The organism is Catonella massiliensis (genome assembly GCF_016651435.1).
Taxonomy (GTDB): domain Bacteria; phylum Bacillota; class Clostridia; order Lachnospirales; family Lachnospiraceae; genus Catonella; species Catonella massiliensis.
This window is the reverse complement of record NZ_JAEPRJ010000001.1, coordinates 151613-173992: the sequence shown is the minus strand read 5'-3', so window position 1 is coordinate 173992 and position 22380 is coordinate 151613. Positions and strand designations below refer to the sequence as shown.

At 41.2% G+C, this 22380-nt stretch carries 18 protein-coding genes and 1 other RNA gene; 3 read left to right on the top strand and 16 right to left on the bottom strand.

The window, feature by feature from the left end:
• Window positions 1-165: 165 nt before the first annotated feature.
• Complete coding sequence (locus JJN12_RS00750; RefSeq protein ID WP_208427900.1) at window positions 166-993, top strand: AraC family transcriptional regulator; 828 nt, start codon at window positions 166-168, stop codon at window positions 991-993.
• A gap of 38 nt (window positions 994-1031) precedes the next feature.
• On the opposite strand, the gene JJN12_RS00745 is transcribed toward JJN12_RS00750, so the two are convergent.
• The 4 genes from JJN12_RS00745 to JJN12_RS00730 are packed head-to-tail and all read right to left on the bottom strand — an operon-like array spanning window position 1032 to window position 6181.
• Window positions 1032-1955: a nucleotidyltransferase family protein gene (locus tag JJN12_RS00745; RefSeq protein ID WP_208427899.1), complete on the bottom strand. Its 924-nt coding sequence runs from the start codon at window positions 1953-1955 to the stop codon at window positions 1032-1034.
• Between the two features lie 19 nt (window positions 1956-1974).
• Window positions 1975-2631 carry a YigZ family protein gene (locus tag JJN12_RS00740; RefSeq protein ID WP_208427898.1) on the bottom strand — a complete coding sequence of 219 codons (657 nt, stop codon included), beginning with the start codon at window positions 2629-2631 and terminating at the stop codon, window positions 1975-1977.
• A gap of 17 nt (window positions 2632-2648) precedes the next feature.
• Window positions 2649-5273 carry a transglycosylase domain-containing protein gene (locus tag JJN12_RS00735; RefSeq protein WP_208427897.1) on the bottom strand — a complete coding sequence of 875 codons (2625 nt, stop codon included), beginning with the start codon at window positions 5271-5273 and terminating at the stop codon, window positions 2649-2651.
• A gap of 17 nt (window positions 5274-5290) precedes the next feature.
• Complete coding sequence (locus JJN12_RS00730; RefSeq protein ID WP_208427896.1) at window positions 5291-6181, bottom strand: LysR family transcriptional regulator; 891 nt, start codon at window positions 6179-6181, stop codon at window positions 5291-5293.
• A gap of 345 nt (window positions 6182-6526) precedes the next feature.
• Between JJN12_RS00730 and JJN12_RS00725 the strand changes: the two genes are divergently transcribed.
• Together JJN12_RS00725 and JJN12_RS00720 are read left to right on the top strand one after the other, a co-directional pair.
• Window positions 6527-8035 (top strand): C69 family dipeptidase, encoded by a 1509-nt coding sequence (locus JJN12_RS00725; RefSeq protein WP_208427895.1) that lies wholly within the window; start codon window positions 6527-6529, stop codon window positions 8033-8035.
• A gap of 17 nt (window positions 8036-8052) precedes the next feature.
• Entirely contained in the window at window positions 8053-8193 is a 141-nt protein-coding gene (locus JJN12_RS00720; protein WP_236013605.1) for a hypothetical protein, read from the top strand.
• A 247-nt stretch (window positions 8194-8440) separates the two neighbouring features.
• Here JJN12_RS00720 and ssrA read toward each other — a convergent pair.
• The 12 genes from ssrA to JJN12_RS00660 form a co-directional block, all read right to left on the bottom strand.
• Window positions 8441-8776: a transfer-messenger RNA gene (gene ssrA / locus JJN12_RS00715) on the bottom strand.
• A gap of 59 nt (window positions 8777-8835) precedes the next feature.
• Window positions 8836-9051 carry a cold-shock protein gene (locus JJN12_RS00710; RefSeq protein WP_208427894.1) on the bottom strand — a complete coding sequence of 72 codons (216 nt, stop codon included), beginning with the start codon at window positions 9049-9051 and terminating at the stop codon, window positions 8836-8838.
• A gap of 405 nt (window positions 9052-9456) precedes the next feature.
• Entirely contained in the window at window positions 9457-12609 is a 3153-nt protein-coding gene (locus tag JJN12_RS00705) for a glycoside hydrolase family 2 TIM barrel-domain containing protein (RefSeq protein ID WP_208430271.1), read from the bottom strand.
• Between the two features lie 22 nt (window positions 12610-12631).
• Window positions 12632-13438, bottom strand: a complete 807-nt coding sequence (locus tag JJN12_RS00700) for a carbohydrate ABC transporter permease (protein ID WP_328706778.1) — start codon at window positions 13436-13438, stop codon at window positions 12632-12634.
• Window positions 13431-14315, bottom strand: a complete 885-nt coding sequence (locus JJN12_RS00695) for a carbohydrate ABC transporter permease (RefSeq protein WP_208427893.1) — start codon at window positions 14313-14315, stop codon at window positions 13431-13433. Before JJN12_RS00695 ends, JJN12_RS00700 begins: the two co-directional genes overlap by 8 nt.
• 107 nt (window positions 14316-14422) lie before the next feature.
• On the bottom strand, window positions 14423-15814 hold the full coding sequence (locus JJN12_RS00690) for an ABC transporter substrate-binding protein (RefSeq protein ID WP_208427892.1): 1392 nt from the start codon (window positions 15812-15814) through the stop codon (window positions 14423-14425).
• A gap of 225 nt (window positions 15815-16039) precedes the next feature.
• Window positions 16040-16984, bottom strand: coding sequence for an AraC family transcriptional regulator (locus JJN12_RS00685; protein ID WP_208427891.1), 945 nt, complete (start codon window positions 16982-16984; stop codon window positions 16040-16042).
• Between the two features lie 110 nt (window positions 16985-17094).
• Window positions 17095-18045 (bottom strand): TIGR03943 family putative permease subunit, encoded by a 951-nt coding sequence (locus JJN12_RS00680; RefSeq protein WP_208427890.1) that lies wholly within the window; start codon window positions 18043-18045, stop codon window positions 17095-17097.
• 128 nt (window positions 18046-18173) lie between these two features.
• Window positions 18174-19403 (bottom strand): CobW family GTP-binding protein, encoded by a 1230-nt coding sequence (locus tag JJN12_RS00675; protein WP_208427889.1) that lies wholly within the window; start codon window positions 19401-19403, stop codon window positions 18174-18176.
• A gap of 138 nt (window positions 19404-19541) precedes the next feature.
• Complete coding sequence (locus JJN12_RS00670) at window positions 19542-19937, bottom strand: response regulator (protein ID WP_208427888.1); 396 nt, start codon at window positions 19935-19937, stop codon at window positions 19542-19544.
• A gap of 13 nt (window positions 19938-19950) precedes the next feature.
• Window positions 19951-21309: an ATP-binding protein gene (locus JJN12_RS00665; protein WP_208427887.1), complete on the bottom strand. Its 1359-nt coding sequence runs from the start codon at window positions 21307-21309 to the stop codon at window positions 19951-19953.
• A 2-nt stretch (window positions 21310-21311) separates the two neighbouring features.
• A complete protein-coding gene (locus JJN12_RS00660; RefSeq protein ID WP_208427886.1) occupies window positions 21312-22367 on the bottom strand; it encodes an HD domain-containing phosphohydrolase in 1056 nt (351 codons plus the stop codon).
• Window positions 22368-22380: the final 13 nt, after the last annotated feature.

Sequence of the window (22380 nt, the reverse complement as noted above, 5' to 3'; positions counted from 1 at the left end):
GATATATTGCTTTATATCTCTAAATTTATTAAAATATATCATGATATAGTATTACTAAAACTTCACTCTTCTCTCGTCTTGTCTAATATTGGTAATCAGCTCATTTTATAAAGATGCAAGCTTATTCATATTGACGCGCGGAAAGTGAATACGGAAAGGATTATTATGGGATTTTCAAATTATCAGATAGCAGGAAAGCCTGCAGGTACATCAAAAAGTAACCTAATATATATAACGTACACGAAGTACGAGAATGACTGGCCAAGCTTCATGCACACCCACCCTTTTACTGAGCTTTTCCTTGTGACAGGAGGGGTGGGAGAGTTTTATGTGGAAAATGATGTATATCCACTTAAAAAGGGAGACTTCATCCTTGTGAATCCAAACACCTCACACACCGAGAAGTCGGGAGAAGAGAATCCTCTTGAATACATAGCCGTTGCTGTTGATAACTACAGCCTAAATCTTGATAATGAGGCAAACCACTTTATGTTTAACTGCATACTTAAGAATCCTGACATCATCAAATACATGGATTCCATGCTCAATGAGCAGGAAAATAATAAGCCTTACTCCGACCATATCTGCCAGAATATACTGGAGATTATACTTATAGAAATTCTTAGAACTACTAAAACAAATGTAGATACAGAGCCTACCGTAAACTCTAGCAAGGAGTGCTTTAAGCTAAAAAAATACCTCGACTCCAACTATGCCTCTAAAATTACCATAGATGACCTTGCAAGGCTCTCAAACCTGAACAAATATTATCTAATCCACTCTTTTAACAGGTATTTTGGCTCTTCTCCCATCAACTACCTCTGTAAGATTCGTATAAGGGTTGCAAAGGAGTTACTTAAAAACAGCGATTACAGCATAGATCAGATATCACAGTCAGCGGGCTTTTCTTCTCAAAGCTACTTTACCCAGTGCTTTAAGAAGGACTGCGGGATGTCGCCAAGTGCGTATAGACAAAAAGAAAGGATCGGCTAATGAACCGGTCCTTTTATCATTTATACGACAATTTCTTTTTAATTCCAAAGCTTTTCAGAATATACTCCGTCCTTTGTAAGCTTCTCTATGGCCGCTTTTACAGTAGGCTTATCTTCCTGATAGGTTACACCAAACCATTTTGCATCTGTGTTAAACACCTTCATGTCTGCCTTACCTGCACGAATCATGTCGCTGATTACCTTGATATGGAAGAATTCGGCCTTTAGCGGATTGGAAGAGATACCGCCAAGGAAGTCTACAAAGCCTTTCTCAAGAGCTTCAAATACCTTAGGAGTAAGCCCCATCATATTCATAGAAGTTACATCCTCAAGGCTTAACTCGTGCTTTTCACCGCTTGCCGTAAAACCTACAGCTCCCTCTCCTTTCTTCTCTACATCAAGATGCTCCTCAATAGATACCAGATATCCGCTATTATCCACGCTGCAGATACCTCTGGATACTGAGCCGTTGTCGCTTAAAGTATTCTTAAGCAGGTAGCCTGCCATGCCAAAGTGAGCCTTCCCATCACTTTCATCCACATTTGCAAGGAAATCATGCATTATCTTGTAAGGCTCTCTTCCGTAAAAATCATCTGCATTTATGGCAAGGAATGGCTCGTGTACATATTCCTTTGCGGCTAAGAGCGCCTGACCTGTACCCCAAGGCTTTGTGCGTCCCTCAGGCACCTTAAAGCCCTCCGGAAGATTGTCCATTTCCTGATATACATAGTGAACAGGAACTCCTGCCTTTTCTTCAAGTCTGTTGCCGATGATTTCCATAAAATCATCCTTAATGTCTTTTCTTATGATGATGACAACCTTGTTAAAGCCTGCCTTTATAGCATCGAACACGCTATAGTCCATAATCACTTCGCCTTCAGGACCAAAGGAGTCAAGCTGCTTGATACCGCCGTATCTGCTGCCCATTCCTGCTGCCATCACCACCAATGTTACATCTTTCATAACTACCCCCTAAGTATATTTATTTGTCTATAATTACCTTTCCGGATTCCAGGTAAAAATTAACTATCTCTTCTTTTACTGCGCTTTCTTTAGTGATAACGCCTGCTGTAGCCTCGGTTATCTCCTTAAAGAATTTCCCTAAGACATCCTCTGTAATCAGAAGAGATATATTTACCTTTTCAAGGTACTCGGTTTCATATATGATAATACCAAGCTCCATGCATAGATGCTGAAGCTTTGGTAAGAGTCCATAGTCTATAACGAACTCATATAGCTTGGCAGTTGTTACCTCGACTATTTCAGCATTTTTAATGACCTCCGCTGTTGCTCCTGAATAGGCTCTAACAAGCCCTCCCGTACCAAGCTCGGTTCCTCCGAAATATCTTGTAACAATAACTATTACATCTAAAAGTCCTGCTCCCAAAATCACATCCAGTATGGGTTTACCTGCTGTTCCCGAAGGCTCACCGTCATCACTGGAATGTCTAATCCCCCTATCCGAGTTAAGCACATAAGCAGAGCAGCTGTGTGTGGCATCATAGTATTTCTTCTTTGTCTGCTTGATGAGGGCTTCAGCCTCTTCTTCTGACTTTACCTCTGCTATATGCGCAAGAAATTTGGACTTTTTTATTTCCGTTTCTGCAAAAGCATCCTTTTTCACTGTCTTATATGACACTTTTCACCTCTTTTACATTAGCCGTCATTGCCGTCATTTGAAGCGCCATCATCTTCGCCGTCCGCACCAATAGCCGAATCTGTCGGAACCACCGGTGTAAGATGTGTGCTGCAAGGTGTCTGTACCTGTTTAGTTAAAACGTAAGGTGTATCGGCTGTATTATAGTGCCTCTTAACTGCCTTTCCATAGGCATCTGTCTGTGTGATTTCCTCATTTTTGATAAGAAATACCTTGCTTATTACTTCAGGGCAATAAGGCCCTGCCGCCTGTCCTGACTCCTTACATATATTTAGTTTAACATGTACATCGCAGCTTTCCTTTGGTACCGTACCAACAGCAAAGTATTCTGTCTTTACAGTAGACCCTCCTGCTGCATGGTCACAAAGCCCGGGCACGGCAAGCTTTCCGGACTTTGTACATATAGTCGCTGTTGTAACAGAATCCGGCTTCTTAAACTGCTTTGTCTTTAATTTCTTCTTTACATTTATGCCGTCCATTATAGCCTTCCAGATAGGATGATGCCTAAGCTCATAGCCTATCTGCGATGTCTGTTCATCATATCCAAGCCAAACAGTACAGGTATAATATGGTGTGAAACCTGATATCCAAAGGTCATTGTCCCAGCTTGAACTACCTGTCTTTGCAGCCTGTCCCATACCTGCATTGGCAAGTTTTGCCCTGTAAGCAGTTGCATCCGTACGTGTAAGAGTATCGTGCATGGCATCAGTAAGTAAAAACGCTGTAGAATCCTTCATTACCTGCCTTGCAACCTTTTTATGCTCCAGGATGACATTGCCATCATGGTCAAGCACCTTGCTATAGAAGCTTGGCTTTATATATATACCGTTATTGGCTATGGCAGCATAAGCACCGGTTATCTCAAGATTTGTGGCACCCTTTGACAGTCCACCAAGTGCCACTGCAAAGCCATTATCATCCTCAGAAAGTGTTGATATTCCAAGCGCCTTAAGATAAGCCAAGGCTGTCGTAAGTCCAATTGCTTCAAGAGCCTTTACCGTAACTACATTCATAGAGCGGTAGATACCACGCCTATAGGTGCTAAGGCCCTCGTGGCTGTCTCCCCACCAGTTACGCACCTCTTTGTTGGAATTAGGGTAGAAATACTCTCCATCATCCTGTACGCTTGCAAGGGTATAACCCGCAGTATCAAGGGCAGGAAGATAGGTGGATAGCACCTTAAAAAGCGAACCAGGCTGTCTGGTTGAATCCGTAGCCCTGTTGAGGGTAAGGTTTCCTGTCTTTGCACCCCTTCCACCAACAATAGCTGATACCGCACCACTCTTTTGATTCATCACGGTAGCTGATATCTGTGGCTCAATGGTGTACTCACTTCTCTCACCTATTACCTCTCCACCACCTTTTAACTTGGCCTTCTTAAACTGCTTAATGTACTGGTCTGCACCGCCTTTTTTGTTGAACATCATACTATCGAGCTTAAACATCTGCTGTATATGTCCCTCAGAATAATTGTAGGTCTTACCATTTTTACCCTGTACAGAGAGTGCATAGGAAAGCTTCCATTTGCCAGGCATTCCCGCAAAATACTTCTCATTTGCAGTCTCTGTGTTGCAGATTTTTTGAATATCCGGATCCTGATAGGTATATATCTTAAGGCCTCCTGAATAAAGGAGGTTATAAGCCTGTGTAACCGTATATCCCTTCTCGTTAACAAGGTCTTCCACCACCTGACCTATGGTAGCGTCCACATAGTAGGAGTTTACAGTTGTGTCTACCTTTATCTCTTTATTTACAGCCTTAATCCTTGCATATACATCATCACTTTCAGCTTCTTTAAGCTGTTTTTCAGTGATAAAGCCAAGCCTTTTCATATTGTTAAGGACAGACTTACGCCTTGCGGCATTCTCTTCAGGGTGTGTAATGGGGTTATTCCCCGTAGGATTTTTGGTAATAGCCGCAATTACGCTTGCTTCCGAAAGTGTCAGCTTGCTTACGCTCTTATTGAAGTATCTAAGTGCGGCAGTCTGCACTCCGAGGGTATTTTGTCCCAGGTTTATTGTATTAAGATAATACTCAAGAATCTGATCCTTGCTGTAGACGTGTTCAAGCTGAATCGCAAGATACTGCTCCTGTATCTTTCTTTCAATTGCAGCCATAATAGTCTCTTCTTCACCGCCTGCAAAGACCTGATTTTTAAGGAGCTGCTGTGTAAGAGTACTTGCTCCCTGCTTTTTAGAGCCTCCTGACAAAAGCGCTACAAATCCCGCTCTAAATGCACCTCTTACATCTATACCCCCATGTTCATAAAAACGCTCATCCTCTATGGCAATGAAGGCCTCCTGAACAGTCTTTGGTATGTCTTTTAATTTCTTATAAATACGGTTCGCTCCCGCGCCTACAATAGTCCTTATCTTCTTTCCTTTTACGTTGTAAAAATAAGTCTGAAATCCTGTAGGCATAACATTTACGGAGTTAATCTCAGGTGCTTTGTCAATTATCCCCTTCACACTTCCGTACATAAGATAGCCGCCTGTCACAGCAAGTGCTACTACGGCTACCATAAATATTCTCACTATCCAAATGAGAACCTTAGAACCCAGTTTTCTTGAAACAGAACCATATTTTCGTTGTTTTTCTTCTATCTCAAATCTGCTATAGCTCATACATCTCCTTTTTTAATCTATTCGCTCTTTAAAATATTTAAAAACTGAAATACCGGTTCGGCAGTTTGTCCCATGTCATTGTAGCAAGCAGCTATGCCTCTTTCAGGCAAGGCCTCCTTCATCTTTACCACAAAGAGTTCCTCTTCTTTTTCTTCATCTATGCAGTAATCAGGCACACAGGCTATACCAAGCCCTATCCTCGCAAGGTCAATGAGAAGGTCGTTGCTTGCAAGCTCAATCTCAGGTATAAGCTCCAAATGATGTTTCAAAAACAGCTTGTGAAGGAATTCACTGGTGGTAGAAGCCTTATCAAGCATCATCATAGGATACTTTTGTATATCCGAAAGCTCACATACTTTGTTGATGAGCTTAGGAAATGACTTCTTATTTGCCACAAATATATCCCTAAATTCCTTAACAGGCAGGGCCTTACCAATCTGACCCAGCGCACTGTTAGGTGTATTTACTACAATGATATCCACCTGCCCGTTTTTTAGGTATTCCACACATTTTAAAGAAGTTCCATTGACAACCTTGATGTGTACGTTCGGATATCTACCGTGAAATTCTTTAAGCATAGGCTTAAGGAAGTATCTACAGATAGTATCGCTTGCACCTATACTTAACTGCCCTCCGTTTAGCGATTTTGACTCGAGTATCCTTGTCTCACCAAGGCTTATCAGGTTGATAGCAGGCTCTACGTGGTTGAAGAGAATCTCTCCTTCCTTGGTAAGCCTTACCCTCTTGGTGCTTCTAACAAAGAGTTTCTGCCCCAGTCTCTTCTCAAGCACCTTTATAGACTGACTCACCGCTGACTGCGATATGAAAAGCTCCTTGGATGCTTCCGAGAAGCTAAGTGTCTTTGCTACGTGGTAAAATACCTTATACAACTCGTGGTTAATATCCATCTTATTCCCCTTTAACTATACTAAAAGTAGTCCCTATTAAACAAGCCATATCCATCCTGTGTACAGAAAGGTTTTATTATTATTTCCGAAAATCTAATTTCTATAAAAAGCAAGCACTCACATAGGGCACAGCTCTTATTATCTCATTATTTGGCTCACAAATCAACTATGTTCACAATATTTTTATATATTGAAAATGTCTATCATTTATCAAGGCAATTTCCTCGACTTTATTAGTACGCAATGTTATAATTGTGTAGGTTGTTGCGACCTTATTTATGTGTTCTTAAAAATGTAAAGTAAACTTATACTAAATCTGTTTTTTATTAAGGAAAGGAGAATATTATGTCCTGCACTACAATTTTAGTTGGCAAAAAAGCCAGTTATGACGGTTCTACTTTGGTAGCAAGAAATGATGATTCAGGCTCAGGAAGCTTTATGCCTAAAAAGTTCACTGTTGTCTCCCCTGACAAACAACCAAAGGTTTACCGTTCTGTGATTTCACATGTTGAAATCGAACTCCCTGCCCACCCTCTTCGTTATACCTCACTTCCAAATGCGGTTGATGGCGAAGGTATCTGGGCTGCCTGTGGGGTAAATGAACTAAATGTATCAATGACTGCAACTGAGACAATAGCCTCTAATGAAAGGGTGCTCGGAGCAGACCCCCTTGTTGTCTACTCCCCTGCTAAAGGCAGAAAAGGCAGCTCAAATTATTCCCCGGAGAAAATCGGTGGCATAGGTGAAGAAGATATAGTAACCATAGTTCTTCCATACATCAAAAGTGCCAGAGAAGGTGTAATAAGGCTTGGCGGTCTCCTTGAAAAATATGGAACCTACGAGATGAATGCCATAGCTTTTCAGGATGAAGATGAAATCTGGTGGCTTGAAAGTATAGGAGGCCATCACTGGATGGCAAGGCGTGTCCCTGATGACTGCTATGTAGTGGCTCCTAATCAGCTTGGTCTTGACAGCTTTGACTTTGAAGATGCTTTCGGCAATAAGAAGGACCATCTCTGCTCAGCGGATCTGAGAGAATTTATTGCTGATAACCACTTAGACCTCGCCCTTTGTAAGGCCTTTAACCCAAGGGATACCTTTGGTACTCACTCTGATCTTGACCACATATACAATACCCCTCGTGCCTGGGTGGCGCAGAAATACTTCAATACTACCACAAGTAAGTGGACAGGTGATAATGCTGACTACACACCACTTTCAGACAACCTTCCTTGGTGCAGGGTACCTGAGAAGAAGATAACAGTTGAGGACATCAAATGGGTTCTCTCCAATCATTATCAGCATACTCCTTACGACCCTTATGCAAACGGCGCTAAGGAGTTATACCGTCCAATAGGCATCAGCCGTACAGATGTGCTTGCACTTGTGCAGATTCGCCCTTACATGCCTGACGCACTTAAAGCCATCAAATGGATAGCTTTTGGAAGTAATGTATTCAACTCCTTTGTGGGACTATACGCCAATATCACTAAGACTCCTAAGTACCTTGCAAATACAACAGGAAATGTTGACAGTCACAACTTCTACTGGGCAAGCAGACTCCTTGGTGTAATTGCAGATGCCCATTTTAACCGCTGTCTGCCAAATATAGACCACTATCAGACAGCAGTTGTGTCTCGGAATCATGAGATTATCTGTAAGTCTGATAAGGAATTTGCCTCATACATAAAGGGAGTTAAAAAGGATAAGAAAGCGGCTGAAATTTCATTCTGTGAGAAGGCAAATGAAGAAATAGTTAAGATGCTTGAAGAAGAGACCACAAAGGCACTTAACAAGGTGGTCTTCAGTGCCAGCTGCCAGATGAAGAACAGCTTTTCAAGGTCAGATGCGTAAATTGGAGTGTGATAAATATGGAACAAGATCATTCTAAGGTGGATGTTTCTGAGGATGCATTCTACACTGATGAACATATAGCTAAGCTCGAAAGGCGAATAGCTGATATTAAAGCAGGAAAGAATATTTCAGAGCATGAACTTATTGAAGACAATTGATGTTTTATACTAGATAATAAAAAGCCTGTAAAGCCCCACTCTCCGAGTGCCTTCGGTAAAGGGCTTGACAGGCTTTTTCTTGCTTCTTTAGTTACACAATACACTCTTACATTGTTCGTTTTTCATACCCCAGTTATACCCCAATTAGTATGGTTCAAACTGGTCTTTTTCGGTCTAAAACGACCTGTTTCACATTTTCTAAATTTCCCGAAACCCGCATAAACACTATGTTTTCAAGGTTCCTTAGTAATGGAGCTGAGGGGAGTCGAACCCCTGTCCGAAAACCCATTCATTGTACTTCTACAAGCTTAGCTGATTGTTTGACATTCCCTCCACCTGACTTGAATCAGCACAATTCAGGCTTTAGTAGACTCTAATACGCCCATAGCACCGAGCCCCTTGCTATGTCGTTTCCTGCTGATTCGATGCCTTAGCCCATTATGCAGGTATAACAGGTAAGACAGCTGCCATTAGGCAGCGTATGCTAAATTATCTTCAGCGTTTGTATTTAATTTTGGATTTAACGCATTCCTGCGGCTTGCTTCTCCAACTTCAAAATTCCCGTCGAAACCGGTACAACCCCGGATTTTTATAAAAAGAAGCCGTAGTCACCTAAGACTACGGCCCAGAACCAGCTATAAATTACTCAGCTATAGAAACATTTACTGCTCTAAGCTTGCTTGAATTCTTAGGATCGGTCTCTGTCTCAAATGTAACTCTCTGTCCTTCGTTAAGAGTCTTGAAACCCTCTACGTTGATAGCTGAAAAATGTACGAATACATCATCTCCGCCGTTGTCATTAGTAATAAATCCGTAGCCCTTCTCAGAGTTGAACCACTTAACTACACCTGTGTTCATTTAGGTATCCTCCCGTAAATAAAAAAATATTAGTTGCGTAATCTTCCAGTTAAAGAGCTTTGAAGCAGATACCTTTCTAGTAGTGCTGCGAGCTAACGAACAAGTTTAGAGAACTGAGTTCGACTTTCTTTAAACTTCAAGAATACGATATAATGTTAACATAAAAATCACAAAAAGTCAAATATAATAATACTAAACTAAGGTTAAAATCACATTAATAATTAATGATTATGATTAACACCTCTTATATAACCTGTATTAATACCTGCCTAAGTCGGCTTAAGGCACAAATACAGCAAGTATCAATACAGGTGAAACAGTATTAAATGATGCAAGCATCAAATGATAATAATTTCTTTTTCAAGCAAACCCCAAACGAGTTTTATAATTTTTAGACTTATATCATCAAATTCCCTTAAACCAGAAGCTAAACTCTAACTTCTGATCGTTTTGAATGTGATACTCCTTGTGAGGTCTTGCCCCCCAACTGTCATCTCCCCCTATACCCATTTGCATAAGGTCTGTCCTAATTACAGTGAACTGTGGCTTAGGAAGTTCATTTGGATGCGCAGCCTCTTCAAGCTGGTTAGGCGTATAAGGTAGTGCAGAGAAGCCCATATATCTGTCTGTAACTACTGAATTCTCAGCAGCCCTACTCTCTCCCTTGGTAGGATCCATCTGTTTCTCACTAACAAACAAAAGTCCTCTGCCCTTTCTGTCTGTTACCTTAGCATATCTTACATTTACCTTGTGACCACATTCCTGAGGCACAAGATAAGGTGCCATATTGTCTTCAACCTTATTGTTAAATAATCCAAGCTTTGCACCGCTTCTTCTATCCTCATAAGTCTCTGAAAAACCTGCCCCATACCAGGTAAGGTTGTCAAAGTCTGCGTTGGTCTTAAACATCATACCAAACTCAGGCATGTCAAAGTTCTCTCCCTTAGTCTCATAGCTTAGAGTAGTCTTTATGAAGCCATCTTCAAATACCTTGTAGCTTACAACTGCCTCTCCAAGTCCATCCATACCGAGGGCATAGGTGTAAACCACTTCCACATATCTATCAGAGCCGGATTTAGCACTGTTGTCATTTACCTTTACATCTACGCACTTAGCGTAATCTCCCGCAAGCTTCCATTTACCCTTTTCTGCAGGCATCTGCGCACCTCTGTCATTGTCCACAGGAGCCCTCCAGAAGTTAGGGCGAGGCTGGCTCTTTAGCAGCTCAACTCCTCTTAGCTTGTAGCTAGTTAGCCCTCCGTACATTTTTGAGAATAATACTGCAAAATGCTCTCCCTTAACTCCTACATTGTAGTCGCCAAATACATACTGGAGTCTGCCTGATGCAGGTTTAACTTCCGCATTTTCCATTGAGGAAGCATACATATAATCATATTTCTCATTCCCCTGAGAAATATCCATAAAGTGCCTGGTATCTGCTTTTTTAACTACAGCCTGTCCAAAGGCAACCTCGTGGCCGCACTTCGCATAGTTGGTGCAATGTTTAAGTCTTACGGATACTTCAGCAACGAATTCACCCTCTACATTAGGGATTTCGATAGGAAGTTTATATTCTTTTTCGGATAATGGTTCTACATCTGTAGTCATCATCTCCTTAGCATACTCTTTTCCGTCTTTGTAAAGAATCTCATATACATTAAATTCGGAGGTATTGGTAAAAAGATACTTATTTCTTATCTTAACCTTATCCCCACTTACAAAGAACTTGATGCCCTGATAGTTAAACTTAACCTCCTGCATCTTAGGAGATTCTGCTCTGTCAGATCCTATGGCTATACCATTGCCGCTAAAATTACCGTCATTTGGCCTGTCGCCAAAGTCTCCGCCGTAGGCCTGGAATTCTGTACCGTATCTGTCTTTTTTATATATAGACTGGTCTATATAGTCCCAAATGAAGCCACCCTGTGCCCTTGGCTCTTCCTCTGTGTATTCAATGTATTTGTGCATGGCACCGTTTGAATTACCCATAGCATGGGTGTATTCGCAGAGGATGAAAGGCTTGGTAGGAAATTCTTTCAAAAATTCTCTGATTTCTGTAACAGGCGGATACATACGGCTCTCTATATCTGTGCTTCCATCATAGCTTCTATCGTGGAATACTCCTTCATAGTGCACAAGCCTTGTATCATCAAGCTTTCTGAAAAGCTCAGACATATTGTAGATGACCTTACCGCCAAAGGATTCATTGCCCAGCGACCATATTATGACACTTGCTCTGTTCTTATCTCTGTGATATGTAGAAGCTACCCTGTCAAGCATCATAGGCTCCCACTCCATATGATCCTTAGGAAGTGAGTAATCCTCCCCATGTGCTCCCCTTACATCCCAGGTTCCATGTGTCTCAAGGTTGTTCTCTGCAATTACATAAAGACCGTATTCATCGCAAAGCTCATAGAGATAATCAGTATTAGGATAGTGACTGGTTCTAACTGCATTTATGTTATTACGCTTCATGGTAATAACATCCTTTTCTATCTCTTCTTTGGTAATAGCCCTTCCATAAACAGAGCTGAAGTCGTGTCTGTTGGTGCCGTTAAACACAATTCTCTTGCCATTTATAAGTATAATCTTATCTTTTATTTCTATTCTTCTAAAGCCTACTCTCTCGTTAATTACTTCTGCGAGTTTGCCGCCATCATCATACACCTTAAATGTAATGTCATAAAGTTCAGGCTTCTCAGCACTCCAAAGCTTTGGCTCATTTACAGTAAAAGAAAGCTTCAAGCTCTCGCTTATTTCTCTCTCATCAGTTAATATGGTTTCGCCCTTATATGATAGCCTTGTAGCCAACTTTCCTTTGCCAAGGAGCAGTCCTTCCACCTTAAGTTCCGCTTTCTTAAGGCTGTCATCAGGCACAGCCTTTACAGTGTAATCGACAATCCTTGTTCTTGGCAGTACATCTATATATACACTTCTGTATATACCCGAGAATCTAAAGAAGTCCTGGTCTTCACACCAACTGCTAATACTCCACTTGAATACCATTACTGCAATTTTATTTATTCCTGCACTTACAAACTTAGTCAAATCAAAGCTTGTGGCAGTAAAGCTGTCTGCGGCATAGCCCACATATTCTCCGTTTACCCAGAGGGCAAAGGCACTTTCCACTCCTTCAAAGGTTATGATAATATCCTTATCTTTAGCATTTTCGGAAATGTTTAAGGTTTTTACATACATCCCCACAGGGTTGAAGTCGCTAGGAACCCCGTCATGTGCCACATCCTGTACACCATCCCAAGGATACTGCACATTGGCATACTGAGGGATATCATAGCCCTCCATCTGCATATTGGAAGGTACGCTTATGCTGTCCCAACTCTTTACACAATAGTCTTTTTTGTAAAAGTCTTTGACTGCAAGGCTTAGATTCTTAGCGTAGGCAAACTTCCAAAGCCCGTCTAGCGACACTCTAAGACTTGACTTTCTCTCCTTTATCTCCTCTTCATTTCCGTATGGAATGAAGGCCGCCTTAGCAGGGAGAGCATTCTCCTTGAAAAAGGATACATCTTTAATTTTGTTGAAATCAAACACCTTTATACCTCATTTCTATATTTGATAATTACTTTATAGCTCCTGTAATACCTTCCGCAAACTGTTTCTGTAGTATAAAGAAGACTACAGCTGTAGGAATGGTTGCAATAAGTACACCTAGCATAAGCATACCATAGTCAACTGTATATCCTCCGAGGAGGTTTGCCACAAGCATAGGCATGGTTGTGGCTTCATTTTTCTGAAAGATTACCTTTGGCCATAAGTAGCTGTTCCAGGTATTCATAAAAGTTACGGTTATGGCAGCGCCGTAGGTAGAACGCATTGTAGGGACGAACATTGTAAAGAATATGCCTACTTCAGATAAGCCATCCATTCTTGCTGCTTCAATGATTTCTTTTGGAAAGCTTCTTGCTGCCTGCCTAAACATCATTATAAGAAACGGTGTAGCGAGTCCCGGAAGCACGAAGGCAGGCCATGTGTTTACCAGCCCAACTTTTGAGAACATGGTAAAGAGCGGAATCATAGTTGCTACAAAAGGAAGCATCATTGCTGTAAGAAGCACAGTGAAAAGAACGTCCTTTGACTTCTGATGGTATACTTCGAATCCATAACCGGCAATCGAGCAGATAACCATAGACAACAGTGTTAGTATAACAGAGTTTCTTACTGAGTTAAAGAAGGCTCTGCCTAGGTTCTGATTGTGTATTAAAGACTTGAAATTTTCAATCAGGTATCCTCCGGGGATGAGTTTTCCTCTCATTATCTCAACACTTGTATTGGTAGCTGCGCAAGCCATCCAATAAATTGGAAAGATTGAAATGAGTGAAACTATTGTAAGAAATGTATAAACGAAAATTTTCTGTGTTTTAGTCACGCTTATCACCTACCTTCATCTGAATCACCGAAAGTGTTCCTACCATTACAAGAATAACAACCGAAAGTGCAGCTGCATAAGGGAAATTAGGGCTCGTTACAAATGAGGTGTTGTAGATATAGTGTGACATTGTTATTGTCGCTATACCAGGGCCACCTTTTGTGAGGTTTACTGACTCATCAAATAACTGAAGAGTTCCGTTAATTGACATAATTGCAGTAAGAAGAATAGTCGGTCTAAGTAGAGGCACTGTTATCTTTCTAAAAGACTGGAAAGGAGAAGCACCGTCAATCTTAGCGGCCTCATATACCGAGTATTCTATATTCTGCAAGCCTGCAAGATAGAATACCATGTTATATCCTGTCCACCTCCAAATAAGCGCAATTATGATTACTGCCCTTGCCATCCAGTCATTCTGAAACCAGCCTATTCTGTTAAAGCCGAAGTTAACAAGCACGTTGTTTATGAAACCGTCATTTGCAAACATAGACCTAAATATCATTGAATATGATACAAGGGAAGTTGCACAAGGCAGGAATATCATGGTTCTAAACAGTCCCTTAAATCTAAGGTGCTTGTTATTGAGAATAGATGCGAGTGCCAGTGCTATACCAAGCATTATAGGCACCTGAATCACAAGATAAAATAATGTATTAAATATTGCCTGTATAAACCGCTTATCCTTTAATATTCTCGTATAGTTTCCTATTCCGTTCCAGATCATATGAGTTCCAACGCCTTTTTTTAGCGATAGTAATATAGCCTGAAACATAGGCAAAAAGCTAAAGATAACGATAAGCAGAGTAGCAGGAATAACAAAGCCCCAGCCTATCATAAGATGTCTTTTGGCAAGGCTAATTCCTTTCTTACCCTCCATAATGGTCTCCTTTCTTACAAAAAGGGCTGCCGCATTAAAGATAAGCACTTATTCTCTCTTTATTGTGACAGCCCCGTTCTGACTTATGCTAAAAAGCTAAGCTTTTATCAGCCACCCATATTAAATTCTACTGTTTCCTGAGCTGACTTTAATTCTTCTTCAATGTTTGCGCCCTTTTGAAGCACGTTGCTAATAGCCACACCTACGGCATTTCTTGCATCGTAATAATAAGCACCTGTTTTGTTGCTTGGAATCTTACTTGCAAATTCGGTGATAAGTGAGTAAATTGGCTCTCCACCGAAGAACTTCTGTGGCTTGCTGTATACTTCACTCTTTCCTGCAGGAAGATATGTTGCAAGTGCTCCTGATGAAGGAAGGATAGTCTCGTAGAACTCTACACTTCCTGCAAAGGTTGCCTTTAAGAAATCAACGGCAAGCTTCTGGTTCTCCGACTTGGTTGTAACTGCCCAAGATGATCCACCGTTATTGGAATAGTTGGTTGCACCTTCTACATCGTCAAGCTTTGGCATATCTGTTATTGCCCACTTTCCTGAAAAATCCTTAGCTGCGGTAATAGATCCTATAATCCAGCAGCCGTTGATAACAGCAGCTGAGCTTCCGCTCTGAATTGCTGCTATATACTGATCCCAGTCTGTAACCTCAACAAGGATTCCTTCCTTGTAAAGCTCCTGATATATCTCAAGTGCCTTTCTAAGTACCCCATTGTCAACTATGTTAAGTGAACCATCATCATTAAATAGTGATGCTCCTGCGGACTGAAGTATCATCATTGCAAGATCATTTGAACCTGCGGTAGCACAAAGTAGAGGTGTGTTGGTCTTCTGTTTAACCTGCTTTCCAAGTTCTATAAACTTACTCCAGGTAATGTCCTTAAAATCATCTATTTTAAGTCCTGCCTTCTCAAGGATATCTGTTCTATAAGCAGCAATTACTGCTCCATTATCAAACGGTACTCCGTAGTGTACTCCGTCAAGCGTGGAATACGCCTGCTTTGCCTCACCAAAGTCCTTGTAGTTAATGCCTGAATCATTGAGTCCTAAGAATACATCGTTAAAGTTTGTAGTGTATTTCTGGAATGAGTTGTCCTGCATAAGGAAGATATCCGGTAAGGTGCTGAGGTCTCCTGAAGTCGCAGCGGTTGTTATCTTAGTTTCTACATCATCTGAAAGCACTTCCTGAATATTTAACTTAAACTGTGGGTCTATCTTCTGATATATCTTCTCCGCTTCCTTCATAGCGTAGATGTTAAAAGCAGGATCCCAGCACCATACTGTAAGCTCGTGGCTTCCGTTGTCAGTATAGTTTCCGGCAGTTGGAGCCGTTCCCGATGTTTCTGATGCCGTACTTGAAGCCGCTTTAGATGCTGCGGATGATTTTGCTGCACCCGAGCTGCTTCCTCCTGAGCCTCCACAACCTGACAATAGGCTAACTCCCATTGCCATTACAAGTGCAAGTGACATAATTTTTCTCATTTTCATACCAATTCCTCCTCTTAAAGATAAGTATTCGGGAAATAAATTATAGTTTTACCCGAGATATATTAGTTAATTTTTAGACAATTTCTATATGTAGGTATATATCCTTGGTAATTCTGTCTAAAAAATCAACTGCTTTTATGAGGATATTATAACTAACAATCAAAGCGTAATGTTGCTAATAATTTACAAAAAAAGTGCAATTTCGACCAAATTGCACTTTGCATTTTACCAGCCTTTTTTAGTTGATACACTTGCTTTTAATAGTTTGCTTTCAAAATTGGCAGGATTTCTCTTCCACCTATAAGGAGATTCTCCTATTATTTTCTTAAAGTTCCTGTTGAAAGTAGACATCTGAGAATACCCCACCTTCATTGCAATATCTTCCATGGAGTACAGAGTTGATTTTATCAGCTCACAGGCTTTATTTATTCTAATCAGATTGAAATATTCTAAGGGGGTACGCCCCATATATGCAGAAAACAGCCTTCTAAAGTTAGTCTCACTCATATTGCAGCTATCTGCCACATCCTTTATCCTTATCGGTTTTGCATAATTCTTGCCTATGTATGATATTGCAGCAGATATAACGCTCATATCCCTGTACTCAGTTTCAGCTGAAGTATCACTTGTATTCTTTCTTGCCACCTCAAAAAACAAAGAATTACAAAGCATGATTGTTTTTTCACAGTAATACGCTTTTTTATTTCTCATCTCCTCAAAGATAGACTTTATCACACTGTATAGTTCCGGCTCCTTTTCACTATGACAAAAATATACCTTACTATTCAGCCTTTTTAAGGTGCTTTCAACAAACGGTCTGTTGTTTGGAAATGCCCTGTTTAAGATGTCTTCCGGATCACAAAATATATATTCCCAGTAGCTTTTAGTTCCTTTTTTACTTACGGTATTATGAGGAAAGTTAATTGGAATAATGGTAAAATTACCTGCCTTATATTTTTTGCTTTCTCCATCAAGTATCATCTCTCCCTCACCTGATATACAGCAGCCTATCTCCATGAGGTTATGAAAATGCAGGTTGTTAATCATTTCACCATTTGTATCTTTCCCGTATTCCCTTATCCAGCTCTCCCCAAGCATGGCAAGCACAGGCTCTTTAATCGGTTTTTCATAGTATCTAAGCTCTATGACAGTATTTTTCTTTTTTGACATAAACCACCTACCCTTATAGTAAAACACCGAAAGTTCCCTCTAATCACAGGTAACTTTCGGCATTCAAGAGTCGTTCAAAATATACTATAAATCTTTCTTACTCTTTTTCTTTATGTAAAATAAACCAACTGCTCCCCTGCCTCAGCCCTCTTAAGAGGTTCTTTGGCATAGAGCACTATTCCCTTGCCCTTGTAGTCTTTGCAGTATTCAAACCTTGCCTCTGCCTCTATATAAGCCCAGTCTTTCTGTGCAAACTCTGACGCATTGGGTGCGTGGCAGACAAAGCCTATGAACTGTACGTCTGCTGCACAACAGGTCATTGCAAATCTTCCGGGAACCAGCTTATCTTCAGGGAAATTCTTATCCCTGTAGATAAGCGCCCTAAACTTCATAGTCTTTCCCTTATACTTTTCAGGATGATCCATGGCATCCATGTACCAGAGTCCAAAGTCATCATCCTCAAGCTCAATTACAGGTTTGTCTGTATCAAATGGCAGGCTCTCCACATAGGCATCATCGAGGTTTCCTTTTTCATCCTCATAGAGGATCTGAGCCTTTCTGTTTAGTGCCTTTATACGCCTCCTATAGCCTCCCCTTACCTCATTGTCAGTAACCCTGTTAAATACAACTAGGTCGGCAGGCTTAACCTGCTCCATAACAAAGCTTCCCATATTCTGTAGGTAGCTCTCAAAGGTAGAGCCGTCTATAAGATTGATACACTGTACAAGCATCCAATTCTCAGGGAATTCATCTATAATCTCCTGCGGAATCCACATACCATTGTTCTCGATTACCACCCTATCAGGGTTATATTCCTTTTCAAGGTTTTTTAAGAATTCCTCAGTTATATCTTCCTTGTCTTCTACTACAACTGTAGACATTTTATTCCGCTTTAAGAGTTTCTCTGACAGCTCGATTTCGCCCTCTTCACACAGTATGAAAAGGGATTTGTTGCCATCTTCAAACTCACCGCCCTCTAAGGTATCCCTTAAAAATGCGGTCTTTCCACTCTCAAGCATACCTGTAAACATATATACAGGTATATCTTTTTCCTGATTCATATATTCTCCTTATCAGCCTTAGTATATCCACATAATGCCACAATACCTTATGTCTGTCATACTTTAGGCTTAGATAATACTCTCTGATTATATAGCTGTCAAAAGCATTGATACAGACACTATAGCTCTTACACTTCAAAAAGAGCCTTAATATCATCTTTTTTAAGTCTTGAGCCTATTACACAGAGCTTACCTGTTACGTCAGGTGCACCATTTCTTACTTCAAATTCTCCAGGCGTAAGGTCAAACTCAAGCCATCCTTCACCCTCTGACTGAACTATACCCTTTGCACGTAGTATGATGCCAAGGCCGTTGCCCCAAGCGAGCTTGTCAAGTATCTTCTCAAGAGCCTCTTTCGTAAAACGCTTAGGAGTTGTGATGCCCCAGCTGTCAAATACCTCATCAGCGTGGTGATGGTGGTGGTGATGTCCGCAGCCGCACTCATGACCGTCTTCATGGGTCTGCTCGTGATGGTGTCCACAACCACACTCATGGCCGTCTTCGTGCTCATGATCGTGATGATGTCCGTGGCAGCACTCGTGGTCGTCTTCATGCTCATGATCGTGGTGGTGTCCGTGGCAGCACTCGTGGTCGTCTTCGTGCTCATGCTCGTGATGGTGCCCGTGGCAGCATTCGTGGCCGTCTTCATGGGTCTGCTCGTGATGATGTCCGTGACAGCACTCATGGCCGTCTTCGTGGTGGTGATGTTCACAGCTTTCAAGCTCTTCCTTTGTAAATAGTAAATCCTTTATCTCTCCTGCTGCCTTCTCCATTGTATCAAGAATCTGCTTTCCTGTAAGACTATCCCAGTCTGTTGTTATGATAACCGCCTTGTCATTGTGCTCCTTTATGGCAGCTACAGCCTTTTCAAGCTTACTCTCAGGAGTCTTTGATGTACGGCTAAGTACAATAGTGTTGGCATTTTCAATCTGGTCATTGAAAAACTCACCAAAGTTCTTCATATACATAGTAGTCTTGCCTGCATCGGCTACCGTAATAAAGCTGTTAAGCTCTACATCCTCAAAGTCCTTCTTCACATCAGCAACAGCCTTAATTACATCCGAGAGCTTGCCTACTCCCGAAGGCTCAATGATGATTCTGTCAGGAGAATACTTTGTAATAACATCTCTTAGTGCGGCTCCAAAGTCTCCTACAAGAGTACAGCAGATACAGCCGGAATTCATCTCTGTGATTTCAATTCCTGCCTCTTTTAAGAAGCCTCCATCTATACCTATCTCGCCAAATTCATTTTCTATAAGCACTACTTTTTCACCGCCAAGTGCCTCTTTTATAAGCTTTTTGATGAGGGTTGTCTTACCTGCGCCAAGAAATCCTGAGATTATATCTATTTTTGTCATTTTACTACTTCCTTTCACACTATTTATAGTTAGTTAAATGTAACCCTTTCGGAATAGTCACTATAGTACCACAACAAATCTTCAAATTCAACTTTTAAAATTCCTCAAAATCTAAAAGGCAAATTCTCCCTCTCAAAGCTATTTTATAAGCTCCAGTTTTTTAAGTACTTCTTCCATCTTGTCCGTATCAAGCGGCTTATTCGCATAGCCGTCGCATCCCAGTTCAAAGGCTCCGTCTACATAGTTCATATCGCTAAGTGCTGAAACCATGATTATCTTAGGACATTTATCCTCCGGAATCTTAAGCCTTTTCTCACTCTCCCTTATCCTATATAGCGCCTCTATCCCGTCTGTCCCAGGCATCATTATATCAAGGCAGATAAGGTCGTAGTACTCTCCATCCTCCGCTGCAAATTCAAAAGCAGCCACTGCTTCTTCTCCATCTACAGTCGCATCCACTTCTCCATATTTGCTTAGAAAGCTTATTCCAAACTTTCTGCTGGCATAGTCATCTTCGGCCAGTAAAATTCTCATGTCATCCTCCTCATTATTCTGCAATATGGTCGTAAGGAAGCTCTATATCAACTTCGGTTCCTTTACCTTCTTTGCTTTTTAGCACTACTCTGCCATTAATCTCTTCAATCAGATGGGCTACCTGGTCTAGCCCCACTCCTCTTCCCGAATAATCTCCTATGGTCTTCCTTGTTGTAAAGCCTGTCATAAACGGTATCTTCAATATATCTTCTAAAGTATAGCTTTCCTTCGGATTGAGGAGTATTCCCCTCATCTCTGCCGCCTTAAGTATCTTGTCAGGATTAATTCCCACTCCGTCATCAGAAAAATGAAGCTCTATTCCCTTGAATTTATCTGATTTTACTATCTCAAGCCTTATATGTCCTTCTTCTTTCTTACCCGCCTTAACTCTTGCAGTCGGTGCTTCTATTCCGTGGTCAACAGCATTTCTTATAAGGTGGGTGAGCGCCTTTGAGAGATTGGCTGTCTTGTACTTTTCTATATGAATAACATGCGTCTCATCCTCCAAAAGCTTAACCTCAAATTCAGCCTTCTTTCCTGTATGCTTAAGCAGGTCTTTGGCTGCAATCTTAGCCTTAGACACAAGCATAGACAAATCAGTCATCCTTGCATCCATTACCCAGCTTTTCACCCCTTTAGCAAGGCTGTGGGCCTCCGATACTACATCTGTCTTCTTTCCGGCTTTTAACTCATCCGCCAGCTTCTCTAGTCCAATACTTAGCTTCCTTATCTCTTCCATCTTGTCATCAGTGATGGTAAAACTTATGAGCCTGCTCTTTAGCGAACTTAAGATCTCATTGGGTGTCTTTGGCTTTATGAGACCATCTTCATATTTTTTATTCTCATCCAGTAGAAGACCGTCAAAAACTCCCTTTTTAGGCGATACTACAGCTGTATCATTTGCAGACTTACTGGGAATATAATACTGCTTACGCCTTGTAGGTGTTGAGGTAGGAAGCTTATTAAAGCCTACTACTCCTGTATCCATGTGGTCGATAAGCTCTATTATCTCACTATTATCTCCGTCAACCTTTTCATTGTGAGTGAGTTTATAAAGCTCGCTGTGAATGAAGACCGAATAAGCGTTTAACACTTCCCTGAAGCTCTCAAAATCAGGACTTTCAGCCCTCACATCCCTGTAGCAGTCCATTAGCTTTTCAAGCTTGCCACTTACCTGGGCTATCCCGTCAAAAAGCAGCATACTTGAGTCCATTCTGATGATGCGCACAAGTTTAGCAAGCTCCACTATTAGCTCTCTTTCAAATTTGCCCGCATTCTCACCTTCAAGCATGTATTTATCAAATGCTTTTATCGAGTCTCCGGCTTCACTTGCAAATATTTCAATTATAGGTTCTTTTTTTGCAACTCCCAAATCTAGTTCCTCCTAATCCCGCTTAGTATCTTCATAAATATGTCTACAATGCCCGGATCAAAGCTCTTCCCCGACTCTTCTTTAATTATCTCAATCGCTTCATCATGAGTGTATGCATCCCTGTAGCATTTATCCCTTGTAAGCGTGTCATACACATCCACCAGAGAAAATATCCTCGCTGACATCGGTATTCCCTTCCCTTTTAGTCCCTTTGGATAACCAGAGCCGTCCCATTTCTCGTGGTGATAATATGCAATATCTATAGCCATGCCAAGATATCTGCTAAACTCATTGTGGCGGTAAACCTCTGTAAGTGTCCTTGCGCCTATCTCAGCATGAGTTCTCATAACTGTCATCTCGTCAGGAGTCAACTTGCCCCTTTTTAGCAGTATCCTGTCACTTATAGTAAGACTTCCTATGTCGTGAAGAGGGGCAGCAAGGCCTATGTCGTCTATGAAGTTATTGCTGATGTACTTTTCATATTCAGGAGACAGCTGCAAACTCTGCGCCAAAAATGCAGAATTTGCAGATACATTTATCATATGGGTACCTGTAGGGTCTTCCCTTGATTCTGCAAGCCTTACAAGGCCATATATCAGGTACCTTTGGTCGTCCGTTATCTTGGCTATCTGGGTATTCATCATCCTATGCAGTCTTTTATTATACTCTTCAAGTTCACGCTGCATAACAAGGTTTTTTATCTGAGTATTTATTCTAAGCCTTACCTCATCAAAGTCAAAGGGCTTAACTATAAAGTCCACCGCTCCCACGTTATAGCCTTTTTTCCTCGAATTCACGTCGTTTAAGGCTGATACAAAAATCAGAGGAATATCCGCTGTCTTTGGATTGGACTTAACCATCTCGCAAAATTCATACCCGTCGATATCAGGCATGGACACATCCGACAGGATAAGGTCGGGCAAAAGGGCGTCTATTGCCTCCATAGCCTGCTTAACATTCTGTACGGGTCTTGCTATGTAGCCCTCACTTTTTACTATGTCAGACATAAGTGCAAGGCTTGTAAGTACATCATCAACAATGAGAATATTCGTCTTCATTTACCTCTACCCC